The sequence below is a fragment of the Chryseobacterium potabilaquae genome, from assembly GCF_902728265.1.
Taxonomy (GTDB): Bacteria; Bacteroidota; Bacteroidia; order Flavobacteriales; family Weeksellaceae; genus Chryseobacterium; species Chryseobacterium potabilaquae.
The window spans coordinates 34,308-48,055 of the sequence record NZ_CACVBR010000005.1; the positions used below are offsets into that span (position 1 = coordinate 34,308).

Below are 13,748 nucleotides of genomic sequence, written 5' to 3' on the forward strand. Positions count from 1 at the left end.
AAGTACAAATTAGATTTCAGATTTTATGAGACAAATTTCAGTCTTTCAACGTGTTTTGAATATAGCTCTCTAAAGGCTTTGGAAAAGATTTTTCATGAGAACCTTCCCTATCAGTAATTATGTATTTATTTTCTCTAATCAAATTATTCCATACAATTTCCGAATTAACCTCAACATCAGCAATTTCTATTTGTAAATTTTTATGGGTAAGTTTATGATTAATTACTTTTACACCTTTTACAAAAGGCTCTAAATCAATAGAAATAGAAATGGGAAATTCAAATAATTTTTTCCAAATAAAATCATCTTTTCTTTGTTGAATCAAAAATTGGCCTTTCCTATGCACAAAGTAATATTTCAAATCAAGATTCTCCATTTTTACCTTTTTTGTTTTAACCGGAAAATCGGAAATTTTATTGGTAGAAAATGCAAGACAATCTTCTTGTAATGGACATTCTATACAAACTGGATTCTTAGGTTTACAAATTTCTGAACCCAAATCCATCATAGCCTGATTAAAGTCTCCTACATTATCCGGCAAGATTAAATGTGCTAATTCCGAAAAATAAGTAAAAGCCTTTGATCCGGAAATATCAAAATCATCTGCAAAAACTCTACTCAAAACACGATAAAAATTTCCGTCAACAGCGGGAATTTTACCATTAAAACAGATACTTGCAATAGCTGCTGCTGTATATTTCCCTATCCCTTTTAAAGTCAAAATATCTTCATAATGACTAGGAAAGACCCCTTTATAATCATTCATTATTTGCTGAGCTGCCTTATGTATATTAATGGCTCGTGAATAATATCCCAATCCTTTCCAATACAACAAAACCTCATTTTCTTCAGCCGTTGCCAATGTTTTCACGTCCGGGAATCGTTTAATAAAATTATTATAATGATTTAATCCTTGGTTAATTCTTGTTTGTTGAAATACAATTTCACAAATCCAAATTTTATAGGGATCTTTTGTTTGTCTGAAAGGGAGATCTCTGGCATTTTTTTCGTACCAGTTCAACAGTTTATTACCTAAAATTATCTTTTCCAAATCTTTGTCTTCTTCATTTTTATATGCTCTGAAAAACTACGCATCTCATTCTATCAACATTCGCTTGTAAGTTCAATTTCTGGAAGCATTTTAATATTGCAAAGATAAAATTTTATTTTTCAGCTTCCACATGATAAATTAAAGCGTCTTTTGGACCCACATCTATGTTTTTTCCTTTTCTATAAAAGTAATACCCTTCTATATATTCATTCTCCTACTTATCGAGCATAAAAAAACCAATGTAATTTCTTACATCGGTTGTATCATTAAAATTAATGTTGTTATTCTTGTGAATATTCTGCATCCCACTCATTTCCGTCATCTCCTTTATGACCATCCAACTTAATAACGAAACTTTTTGTAGGAAAATAAGGGGTCAATCGGATATCTAGCCATACTCTATCTTTATTTACTTTATCTTGTTCAAAACGAACAATTTTAAATTTTTCAATAAGTTTATCCGGACCTTTTATACCATCTAAAAAGGTAACTATTTGCCTTCTCAAATCGTCTTCATTTTTTGCATTCCAGTTCTCAAAAGCTCTTCTATTTAAGAAATCTAGCAATACTTTGGTTACATAATCAAATACACGAACAACAGAATACGTCTGAAGCCCTATATTATCTCCTGTAAATAATGTTTTTGCCGAGAACGCCATAATTTTTCCGTATTCATTCACCATAGGAACTAATCCCATTTTTTCCAATTGAGAAATTTCACTTTTCTTCAATTCAAATTTTACGGCATCTACTTCATTAATATTACCATGCTTTTTTCCTGCAGCTACCTGAGACATTAATGTCTTATGAATCTTTCCTGCTAATGATGTAGAAGGCGGAAGATCTACATTATCTTCTTCTCCTACTTCTTCTGCTTTTCCACGTCCAATCAGCCAATTACAGGTCATGATAACATTACTTCTATGAAGCTCTCCTCCCGTAAGATTTGCAGAGTGAAAAAGATCCACTACATCATCCGGCTTATCAAGGTTAGCAAAATCCGTAATCATCATTACTTTATTTTCATTACAGATCTTAGCCCATTTTTCTACCACTTTATTAGACCCTAGATAGCCTGGAATAGCAAGAAGAGAATAGTTATCCCTAAGATCTAAACGATCATAATAATTTTTAAATTCTTCTGCGATAGCCTCTATAAAAATAGGATTATCTAAATCAGTAACCTGTTCAAGAGTAGCATTAATAATATTTACATTATCAACTCTATCGAGTTCTGTATTTTTATAAAATTGAGCTACTGTTCTATAACTAGTTTCCAATGTACGGACCTCATCTAATGTATTTTTCAAATTAATTTTTAGACTTTGATCTGCCTTTTGTGCTTTTTCTTTACAGACTTCAACCATTATATCTGAAGAATCATTATCTTCTAAAAGACTGATCCAAAGATTAATCTTTTGCAGCAACTCTTTTCTTTCATCTTCCTTATTATGATCATTAAGAAAAATTTCTTTTCTTGCTTTTCTGGTAGGATTCATATTTGCAATACCATCTACAACAGATTCAATGAAGCTAAAGCCTCCTATCTTATTAAGCTCAGCAAGGGGATTATTTGGACGTTCTGCATATTGCTGTTGCGCTTGTTGAGGATTTGCTGCTGTTTGTAATTTATTATCCATAGGAAATCTTTAGATTATTTTTCAAGTTCTTGTGCCACTTCTTTCAATACTTCTACAAATGCAACTTTAGTTTGCTCATTTTCCAGCATATTACGTAAAATTTTATTCGTTTTTAGCTGACGAACAATTTTGTTATATTGTTCTTGCTCCATACTGAGCTGTTGTAAATAATCTGAATTCCGAGTAAGATTTTTAGGAGTAAAATCTGAAAGATTTTGAAAACGAAACTCCTCTTGTACACTATTACCATCTTCAGTCTCATGCTGTACCGTTACAGAAGGTTGAAAATATTTGAAAACATCTTCCACTGTCTTTAATCCTGTTACAATTTCAGGAGTGTAAGACTCTTCTGTGGTCAGCTGACTTACTATTAATGATTTATTTTCCTGAATCTCTTGAATAGCTTCATTAGCATCTACTTTCACTTCGTTTCCGCCAACACCATAATTAAACATTGCCATATTATTATTATTTGGAGATTTATTATTTGGGTAAGAATTACTACTATTTAAATCAAAATAATAGATCAACCCAGCGCTTAAATTTAAAAAAAAACTGTAACATATAAAATTTTGTTTAATTTTTTATTAAACAAATGAAAGCAAAATAATGATTATCAATAATTTAAAATACACAAATATAATCACTAAAAAAGGAAAAAAATAAAAACGCACTATTTACAGTGCGTTCTTCTTTCTAACAATTTTTGGTTATTACTTACCAAATTTTTATTCTATCATTAGGAGCTTTATACATTTTATCTCCGGATTTGATATCAAATGCTTTAATAAATGAGTCTTGATTCACCAATGGTCCGAATGCTCTATACATACCCGGAGAATGTGGATCTGTTTTCACCTGATTTACCATATATTGATCAGTTGATTTTGTTCTCCACACCGTCGCCCAGCTCATAAAAAATCTCTGATCCTGGTTAAACCCACTGATTAATCCTGGATTACCATGATCCTTAAGGTACATTTGAAGGGCATCATATGCCACTGCTACCCCTCCTAAATCTCCAATATTTTCACCACTCGTAAATTTACCATTCACAAAACTTCCTTTTACAGGTTCATATTCACTATACTGTGCAGCCAGTTGTGCTACTTTAGCATCGAAATTTTTACGATCTGTATCTGTCCACCAATTATTCAAGTTCCCATCTCCATCAAATCTTGAACCACTATCATCAAAACCATGAGAAATCTCATGTCCAATCACCGCACCAATGCCTCCGAAATTAACTGCAGCATCCGCATTAGGATTATAAAAAGGAGGCTGAAGAATTGCCGCAGGGAACACGATTTCATTGTTTGAACCGCTGTAATAAGCATTTACGGTTTGTGGTGTCATTCCCCATTCGGTTTTGTCTACAGGTTTCCCTACTTTATCCAAACTTCTTTGGTATTGCCAGGCAGCTACATTCTGAAGGTTAGAATATAGGGTTGCACCTTCCTTTGGAGACTCCACTTTTAAAAGAGTGTAATCCTTCCATTTATTTGGATAAGCTATTTTTACACTAAATTTGGAAAGCTTATCCTGAGCTTTTACCTTTGTCTCAGGAGACATCCAATCTAAATTAGCAATGTGTGTTTTAAATGATTTTAGAATATAATCAATATAGGTTTCCATCTGAGCCTTTGCTGAAGGCGTGAAGTATTTTTCAACATACAATTTTCCAAAAGCTTCTCCCAAAACATTATTTACTAAAGAAAGCCCTCTCTTATCCATTGGTCTTTGTTCCTTCTGACCTTGAAGATATTTTGAATAAAAATCAAATCTAATTTGCTCTAGTGTTTCATCCAAATTGCTTGCATTTCCATTAATGAGGTGATATTTCAAATAGTCCTTTAATAATGGAAGATTTTTATCTGTAATGAACTGATCCATATTTTGGTAATATTTCAGTTCTCCAATAATTACTTTATCAGTATTTACTCCTGCGTATTTCAAATAATCGGCAAGATTAATATTTTTCACGACACTAGATAATTCGGATATATTTTTGGGATTATATCTTAAGTTTGCATCTCTATTCTGTTCAAGCGTTAATAAATAATTGGCTAATTGTTTTTCAAAATCTACCACATTTTTTGCCGCTTGGTCTGAATTTTTATATCCTAAAACATTAAATAATTTCCCAACATATACCTGATACTCAGCTAATGTTTTCGTATTTGCTTCATTTGTTTTTTGGTAATAGTCTCTTCCTAATCCCAGGTCCGGCCCTCCTAGATATACAGCATTCATTTTAGAATCCTTCATATCTGCACCCGCTCTCCATCCATAAAATGAATTATCTCCCAACTTTGTTGCTTCTAGCAAATAGTGTTGGAGATCTTTAAGATTATTAATTGCATCAATTTTTGCAAGGTCCCCTTTAATGGGAGCCAAGCCTTCTGCATTCCTTTTAGTAGTATCCATAAAAGAAGCATATAAATTCTGAATTTTTTGTCCTTCAGAGCCCACAGAATATTTTTCAGATAAAATCTTGTCTAAAATATCAAGAGATGCATCATCTACATTTTCTCTTAAAGCGTTAAAAGATCCCCAACTTGCTTTATCAGAAGGAATTTGAGTTGTTTTCACCCAATTTCCATTCACATAACCGAAAAAATCATCTTGAGGGCGAATACTTGCATTCATATAAGATAAATTAATCCCTTCCTCAGGAACTTCTCCTCTTTTTGGCTCCGTAATCGTTAGTGAAGTTTCAGTTTTTGAACCAGAATTTGCAGTTTTTGTCGTACCACAAGAGTTTAAAAATACTAAACCCGAAAAGGCAAGTACCCCAATATTTAGCTTTTTCATTAAAGATAATTTTTTATTTTCATACAGACTTATCAAATATACGAATTTCAACACTTAAAATTAAAACATAATAGATATACGTTTATTATTAATAATTGTTTAAAAAAAAAATTATCTCGAAAGAAAGTTTTAGTAGCACCGTAAAAAGTACCTGTATAGAGTTTACAATAGAAGAAATACAGAACCAATTAACCAAAACTTCAAAATACAATAGTAAAAATACAAAACCTAATAACGCATTCTTGATTAAATAAATTACAACGTTAAGTATATTAATTAAATTATAGGGACAATTATATTAATTAAATTACAAATTTTAATAATATAATTTCAATTTTAAATGTTTTATTTTCTTATTTGTGAATTATTTTAACAATATGACATTCGTCATTTTTTAATTTTTTTCTTGTTGGAATATTGGAAGGAAAAAATAGTTATTGTTTCTTTGCAGCAAAATGATAGAAAATATTAACCACAGCACCATTACTTCAGGCTGTAAACATATCTACAAACTAGACTCGTCAACAACTTTCAAATTAGTAATAAAAAATATTTGAAGGCGGGATTTCCACCGAGCTGCAGAATGCATATGAATTGATCTTCAATAAGTTTCTGCACTTTAAAATTTAAAAATGATCCAGATATATTTAAAATAACTCACAAGTTATTTACAATTTTATTTATTAATTTTAAAAAAAAACAAAATGAAAATTTTTACAGTTGTATCACTATCACTGATTGCTTTAACATTTTTAAGCTGCAATACAAATGATAATGATGATTTATCAAATTTAACTTCTAAAAACACTCCCTCAAAATCCGGAATGACTTCCAAAGTTAAAATGGTCGATTGGCAAGATGGAGAAGAGAAAGTAATTATAGTAGGTCCCAATAAGCAATCTTGCGTTGGTGCTTATCCTATGGAGTGTCTTCAAATAAAAGAAAATCAGGAAGATAATTGGACCAATTTTTATGATGGAATTAACGGATTTGATTATGAACCAGGGTACGAATATGTAATAAAAGTAAGACCTGAAGCTGACCCTTATCGTCCTTCTGATTCTGGCTTTTTTATATATACTCTTGTAGAAGTTATTTCTAAAACAGAGATATAGTAACATAAAGACTGTCTAATGGGTAAATTATTGGGGCAAAGAAATATATTTGGATTCATTTTAATTAAGTATAGTAAGTTACTCATTAGACAGTCATTTCATCAATTTCGGAAAGATAAATACACTCTATTTATCTTTCCGTTTTTATTTTCTACTGCCCCTCTTCAATTTTTTTCCTAAAAGAAGTTCATGATAGAAGGCATTTATCACATAAAGTAAAATATATCCGCCGTAAAGTTTATGTTCTAAAAAGATATAAATCATTGATATTTTTTCACTTTATCACCCCAGTTTATTTGATAAGAAAATCAATATTAAAAGTGATTATAATATAAACTTCTTTGAATAAAAAGATAAAAGCTGTACTTCCTGAACTTTTAACTTAAAATAAGACTCTTGTAAGAGGAGACCTTATAAAATTTCACAACATTTTTAATAGGTTATAAGAGCTTTCAAACCATAAAATGAAAGTTAATAAAATCCTTATGCAATGCTTAAAACTATCAATATTCAACAAAAAAACAAACAATTTCAAATAATAAAAAACAAACAAATGAAACAAAAATTACTATTTCATTTTTTTATCATCTTTTCTTTATGCTCCAACTTTCTGAATGGAGCGGTAAAAAGTAATCCTTTTTCAGATTTTGAAAAAGTCCCTTTAGCCGGAAATGCTTTTATTACACATGCACCCGATAACTGTACTGAAAAAATCACTTATTTAGGACTCGAAAACTGGACTAATTCTGAAACTATTATTAGTACGTACTTCAAAGTAGAAAATGCAGGAAACTTAAGTATTGCAATAAAAGCAAGATTCAACTCTCCGGATACTGTTATAAAGGTTACAGTGAATGGAGTATCTCAAGAGATTTCACATTCTCATGCCTCTAATTTCCTAGAATCTATAGCTGTAGGTGATTTTAATGTCTCTGCTGGCTACGTAAAAGTAGATTTACAAGGTATAACAAAGACAGGAGATTCTTTTCCAGATGTTACACACCTTTTAATTGCCGGAGAAGCTGCTTCAGGCTTTACTATTTTTTGCGATGATTCAGATCAATATATTTGGGCAAGAAGAGGTCCTTCAGCTCAATTACATTATGAAATACCAACCGATAATGAAGTTTCATACTATTATAATGAAGTAACTGTCCCAATAGGAGAAGACAATGTTGGTTCCTATTTTATGGCAAACGGTTTTCAGGATGGATATCTTGGCTTCCAAGTTAATTCCGATACTGAAAGAAAAATATTATTTTCTGTTTGGAGCTCAGACTTAAACTCTCCAGAGCGCGTTTCGGAGAATGATCAACTCACTTTAAATTGCAAAGGAGAAAATACCGAAATAGGAAACTTTGGTGAGGAGGGCTCCGGAAAGCAAAGCTACATCAACTATAACTGGCAAGCAGGAACTACCTATAAGTTTCTTTTGAAAGGAGAACCAGATAAAATGGGAAACACAGATTATACAGCTTGGTTTTTTGCTCCGGAAACAAATGAATGGATACTGATTGCGAGCTGGAAAAAGCCTCACACCGAGAATCATTTAAATAATTTTTACAGTTTTGCAGAAAATTTTATTCCAGAAAATGGCTATTTAGGTAGAAAAGCTGAATTTGCCAATCAATGGATAAGAACAAGTGAAGGAATTTGGTTTCCTATAACTTTTGCAAAATTCACAGTTGATCAGACTTTCACTAATAATCAAAGAGTAGACGCTATTGGAGGAGTCTCTTCTAACAATGCATTCTATTTAAGAAATGGAGGTTTTTTCAATGAATCAGAAAATCCAGAAACCGTCTTTTCTGTTGCAACTCCTACTGAAAGTCCAAATATTAATATCGATGATCTTCCTATATGCCATACGGTAGTAGCGAAAAGCCCTGCTCAGGATATAAAACTATACCCGAACCCTTCAGATCATTTTATTAAAATTCAAGGGTTGAACAATGAGATTTATCAGTACAAAATTTTGAGCATGAATCAAACAAAGGTTGTTCTATCAGGAACTACAGATGGGAATAATGAAATAAATATCTCAGAATTACCTAAGGGAATTTATACGATTATTTTATATGATCAAAACAATACTAATATACAAGCTCTTAAATTCATAAAAAATTAAGAACTAAAAAAAAGAATCCGCCTCCTATGTTAGCAAAGCAAATGTAGGAGACAGATTCTTTATATATTTTTACCAGATTTTGATTCTTTCCTCTGGTTTTTTATAGAGTTTATCTCCAGTTTTCACATCAAACGCATTATAGAAAGCATCAACATTTGTTAATGGTCCAAAGCTTCTGAAATATCCAGGAGAATGCGGATCTGTTTTTACTTGGTTTATCATGTATTTTTCACTTGATAAAGTTCTCCAAACCGTCGCCCAGCTTAAGAAAAATCTTTGATCCTGAGTAAATCCACTAATCATACCAGGATTTCCTTTATCTTTTAGATACATTTGCAATGCATCATAAGCAATATTTACTCCTCCTAAGTCAGCAATATTTTCTCCATTAGTAAAGGTTCCGTTTACGAAAGTTCCTTTTACAGGCTCATATTTATCATATTGACCAGCAAGTGCTTTTGTAGCTTTTTCAAAATTGGCTTTATCTTCTGGTGTCCACCAATCTACCAAATTTCCATCTGCATCAAACTGCGCCCCTGAATCATCAAATCCATGGCTCATTTCATGTCCAATAACAGCACCAATTCCTCCAAAATTCACAGCAGCATCAGCATTCGGATTAAAGAATGGAGGTTGAAGAATTGCAGCAGGGAATACTATTTCATTATTTACCGGATTGTAATACGCATTTACCGTTTGAGGCGTCATTCCCCATTCTGATTTATCAACTGCTTTTCCAATCTTATCCAAATCTTTATTATATTGCCATTCTGTAATATTTTGAAGATTCTTGTAAAGGCTACCTCCTTTAGACTCAGGAACAATTTCTAGCTTAGAATAATCTTTCCACTTGTCCGGATACGCAACTTTTACTGTGAATTTATTCAATTTATTCATCGCTTTCTCCTTCGTTGTTGAAGACATCCAAGCTAAATTATTGATATGAACAGCAAAGCTTTTCTTTAAGTAGTCAATTAATTCAACCATTTGAGCCTTAGCTTCTGCCGGAAAATATTTTTCAACATACAGCTTACCAAAAGCCTCTCCTAAAGTTCCATTAATCAACTCATACCCTCTTTTATTAAGTGCCCTTTGCTCTTGTTGCCCTCTTAGATATTTACCATAAAAAGCAAACTTCATATCACCTAATTTTTCACTTAGGTAAGAAGCACTTCCATGGATCATATGAAACTTCAAATAATCTTTAATTACAGGAAGATTTTGAGCATTAACTAATTTATCAAAGTTCTTATAGTAACCAATTTCTCCTACAATTACTTTGTCTGCATTTACTCCCACTTTTTTCAAATAAGAAGGAAGATCTACATTTTTCACTAAAGTAGAAAGTTCAGACATGGTCTGCGGATTATATTGAAGGGTTGCATCACGAATTTGCTCATTCGTTAAATAGGTTTTTGCTATACTTTTTTCATATTCAACAATTCCTTTTGCAGCTACTTCAGCATTTTTATACCCAAGCTCTTTAAGCATAGAAGCTATATATTTTTGATATTCCGCAATAGCTTCTGTATTTTTATCATTTACTTTCTGATAATAATCTCTACCTAGCCCAAGAGAAGCATCTCCTAAATAAACAGCATTCATTTTAGAATCTTTAAGATCCGCATCTATACCCCATCCGTAGAATGTGTTTTCACCCTCTTTCGTTACAGAAGCAAGATAATTCTGAAGATCTGTAAGATTTTTAATCGCATCAATTTTATTGATATTATCTTGGATAGGCCTTATTCCATCAGCATTTCTCTTTTGCATATTCATATAGGTAGCATACAAATCCTGAATTTTCTTCCCTTCGCTTCCATCTGTAAATTTATCTTTTAAAAGAGAATTTAGGATAGTCATAGAATTATTATCTGTATCTTCAGCTAACTTATTGAAACTTCCCCAAGTTGGTTTATCAGCGGGAATCTTAGCTGTTTTCATCCAAGACCCATTTACATAGTTATAAAAGTCATCTTGCGGACGAACAGATTTATCCATTAAGCTAATATCAAGACCTGTATCTGTAGTAGCCATTACTGTTTTAGTAGCCTTAGCCTGTGCACTCACCATACTCTGAGAACAGATTCCTGCTAATAAAAACAAAGAAAGTGTTATTCTTTTCATTATAATTATAAATTTATCTAATAAGTATATTTTTTTGATTATTTATTACTAAATATTTCAAATTTCTAAAGTAGCCCAACAATGCTATGTTGCGTCTGATCAACCCTATGAATTTTATTCTGAAATTAAAATTCCCACCAAATCTTGAATAATTTTCTGTGAAACAAAATATATAAAATCAAGCCTATCAAGATGTGGCAAATATAGTTTTGACGTATATCCTTTATCTTCAATTCTAATCGTATAAAAAACAGTTCCTACTTCTTTTCCATCCTCTCCTTTTCCAGGCCCTGCAACTCCTGTGGTAGACAAGGAAATATTCGTATTAAAAAGTTTTTGGCATCCTTTTGCCATTTCTTGAGCTACCTGCTCACTCACTACTGTATATTCTTGAATTATTTTTTCGGGGACTTTTAGGATTTCGATTTTCTTTTCTGTCGCATAAGCAACCATTCCTCCCACATAATATTTTGAACTTCCTGAATTTGAAGTAAGCATTTTCGCCAATTCGCCTCCTGTACAGCTTTCTGCCGTGGAAACAGTCAAATTTCTTTCTGCTAAAACTTCTGCAAGTATCTTTTCAATTCGATCTTCAGAAGTAGCTATGATATTCTTCCCGATTAACGGAAATAGCTTTTGAACTTCATTTTCAACCTGATTCTTTAAAACCATCTCATCCCTACCTGTAGCAGTTATTCTCAATTTCACACGAGTTCCTATAGGAAGGTATGATAATGCTACATTTTCTGGAAGGGCAAGTTCCCATTCTTCAATGGTATCGGCTAAAACACTTTCCGGAATTCCCACAACAGAAACGATTCTCGTATGAATGTAATTAAGATTGAATTTTTCTTTCAGGTAAGGAATTATTTGATTTCTAATCAATGGCTTTACTTCATATGGAACACCCGGAAGACTAAAACATAACCTACCTTCCTGCTCCATCATGGTACAAGGTGCTGTTCCGTTATGATTTTGAAAAACAACAGATTTGGTGGGAACAAAAGCTTGCTCTTTATTTCTTTCTAGGATTTCGAGGCGTCCTCTTTTCTCCATAAGAGCCCTTAAATGATTAAAAGTAACTTCATCCAACGCGATTTCATCATGGAAAAATTCAGCAAGAGCCTTTTTGGTTTTATCATCTCTTGTAGGGCCTAAACCTCCTGTTGTAATGATGAGATCACCCAGCTCAAAAGCAGATTGTAAGGTTTCTTTAATGGTTTCAATTTCATCTGAAATCGTAAAAATTTTTGAAACTTTAATTCCGATATTTTTAAGTTCAGTCGCAATAAAATTAGAATTGGTATCCACCGTATTTCCTGAAAGAATTTCATCACCAATAGTAATCAAAACAGCATTTTCCATAATTTATGTTAAAAAAAATCTACTGCAAATGACGGAAAATTCTGTGTCGTGTACAAAAGAAAATTGTTTTTTTATTTTTCACGTATCTTAATTTGATATGATGAAAAATGATAAAATCAATTAGTAAGTAATTTTCTTTTTTTATTTTTATTGATTGTGCTTTACCCAAATCAAAGCATCCGTGTTATATCCAATTTTCTGAGCTTTTTCTAAAAATCGTTGACGAATACTTTCAGGGATTTCTGTCGTTCTTGATAAAATCCAAAGGTATTTTAGACTACTTCCCGCAATCAAAGCATACTTATATTCATCATCAATATCAATCACGTTATATCCTGCCCAAATAGGTTTAAAGAAAGAAACCTTCAAACGAGCTTCAGTTTTGTCAGTAACAAATCGAGCTTCTCCAACAGATTCTTTCCACTCCTTTTTTACATAATTGTATCCTCTGTTTTGTACACGAATTGACCCTTGGGGATTTTGAGAATAGGTAGCGGTAAAGTTATCCATATCTTTTTCAAACTTATAATCGAAACGAGCAATTTCATACCATTTACCTACATATTTTTCCGCATTAAAATTTTTTACAGCCGATGCTCCTTTAGGAATGCCTACTGAACAAGAATTAAATAAGATTATCCCTAGAACACTGAGCGAAAAAGGAATTGCAATTTTTTGAAGAGTTTTCATAATAGAAATATTTGTGGGTGTTCCTTTTGAATCATCAAAAATAGTACCTTCACACTATTAAGAAACCATAAATTCTAGGAAAAAACTTTTAAAAAGCCTTCTTTAAAACTTCCGGAAATTTCAATTTCTGTATTATCAGAAAGTAGTGCCGTCCCACTCTTATGATATGATTTTACAAAATGTGTATTAATGATATGTGATCGATGTACTCTTACAAAGGGGTTCTCCAAAAGGTCATCAAAATGTTTTAAAAATCTACAAACCATTTTTTTTGAACCATCGGTAAGATAAACCTGGGTAAAATTACCGTCGGCTTGAAGCCTGACAATATCTTCTGTTTTTACAACATCAAAACCTTGTAAAGTAGGAAGAATGAGTTGCTGCTTCTCCGGTTTTAATTTTAAATTTTCTAATAAAATTTTATTACGATTAAGCTCTTCTTTTTTTTCAATACTTTCTGACACTTTATTTACTGCTAAAATTAATTCCTGAATATCAATAGGTTTTAGAATATAATAACTAGCCGATTTATTTAAAGCCTGTAAAGAATATTGTGAAAAAGCAGTAATAAATATGGTTTCATAAGAATAATCCTTCGTGGCTTCCAGTACATCAAAAGCATTTCCAAATGGCATTTCTACATCCAGAAAAACCAGTTCCGGCTGTGTATCTTTAATCAGAGGAACAGCTTCTTTAATATTTTCAGCTTCTCCTACCATTTCTACCTGAGGACAATACTTTGTAAGATAGTTTCTCAAAACATCTCTTGCAATGACTTCATCGTCTACGATTATTGCTTTTATTTTCATGGGATTGAA

At 32.0% G+C, this 13,748-nt stretch carries 10 protein-coding genes; 2 read left to right on the top strand and 8 right to left on the bottom strand.

What is annotated here, in order from left to right; translation table 11 throughout:
* Positions 1-37 precede the first annotated feature (37 nt).
* From mutY to CHRY9293_RS04475, 4 genes are all read right to left on the bottom strand, one after another.
* Positions 38-1,051, bottom strand: coding sequence for an A/G-specific adenine glycosylase (gene mutY, locus CHRY9293_RS04460; RefSeq protein WP_162031787.1), 1,014 nt, complete (start codon positions 1,049-1,051; stop codon positions 38-40).
* Between the two features lie 281 nt (positions 1,052-1,332).
* Positions 1,333-2,691 (bottom strand): DUF5458 family protein, encoded by a 1,359-nt coding sequence (locus CHRY9293_RS04465; RefSeq protein ID WP_162031788.1) that lies wholly within the window; start codon positions 2,689-2,691, stop codon positions 1,333-1,335.
* Between the two features lie 14 nt (positions 2,692-2,705).
* Positions 2,706-3,152 (bottom strand): type VI secretion system contractile sheath small subunit, encoded by a 447-nt coding sequence (locus CHRY9293_RS04470; RefSeq protein WP_162031789.1) that lies wholly within the window; start codon positions 3,150-3,152, stop codon positions 2,706-2,708.
* A gap of 256 nt (positions 3,153-3,408) precedes the next feature.
* The gene (locus CHRY9293_RS04475) at positions 3,409-5,505 is read right to left on the bottom strand and encodes a M13 family metallopeptidase (protein ID WP_162031790.1); all 2,097 of its coding nucleotides are present in this window, start codon (positions 5,503-5,505) and stop codon (positions 3,409-3,411) included.
* Between the two features lie 704 nt (positions 5,506-6,209).
* Between CHRY9293_RS04475 and CHRY9293_RS04480 the strand changes: the two genes are divergently transcribed.
* On the top strand, positions 6,210-6,620 hold the full coding sequence (locus tag CHRY9293_RS04480; RefSeq protein ID WP_162031791.1) for a DUF4377 domain-containing protein: 411 nt from the start codon (positions 6,210-6,212) through the stop codon (positions 6,618-6,620).
* A gap of 553 nt (positions 6,621-7,173) precedes the next feature.
* A complete protein-coding gene (locus CHRY9293_RS04485) occupies positions 7,174-8,748 on the top strand; it encodes a DUF3472 domain-containing protein (RefSeq protein WP_162031792.1) in 1,575 nt (524 codons plus the stop codon).
* A gap of 69 nt (positions 8,749-8,817) precedes the next feature.
* Here CHRY9293_RS04485 and CHRY9293_RS04490 read toward each other — a convergent pair whose 3' ends face one another.
* The 4 genes from CHRY9293_RS04490 to CHRY9293_RS04505 all read right to left on the bottom strand — a co-directional run bounded on the left by CHRY9293_RS04490 (position 8,818) and on the right by CHRY9293_RS04505 (position 13,739).
* On the bottom strand, positions 8,818-10,875 hold the full coding sequence (locus tag CHRY9293_RS04490; RefSeq protein ID WP_162031793.1) for a M13 family metallopeptidase: 2,058 nt from the start codon (positions 10,873-10,875) through the stop codon (positions 8,818-8,820).
* Positions 10,876-10,989: 114 nt separating this feature from the next.
* Positions 10,990-12,240, bottom strand: coding sequence for a CinA family nicotinamide mononucleotide deamidase-related protein (locus tag CHRY9293_RS04495; RefSeq protein WP_162031794.1), 1,251 nt, complete (start codon positions 12,238-12,240; stop codon positions 10,990-10,992).
* A 147-nt stretch (positions 12,241-12,387) separates the two neighbouring features.
* Entirely contained in the window at positions 12,388-12,930 is a 543-nt protein-coding gene (locus CHRY9293_RS04500; protein WP_162031795.1) for a lipocalin family protein, read from the bottom strand.
* Between the two features lie 74 nt (positions 12,931-13,004).
* Positions 13,005-13,739: a LytR/AlgR family response regulator transcription factor gene (locus CHRY9293_RS04505; RefSeq protein WP_122547904.1), complete on the bottom strand. Its 735-nt coding sequence runs from the start codon at positions 13,737-13,739 to the stop codon at positions 13,005-13,007.
* Between the last annotated feature and the right edge of the window lie 9 nt (positions 13,740-13,748).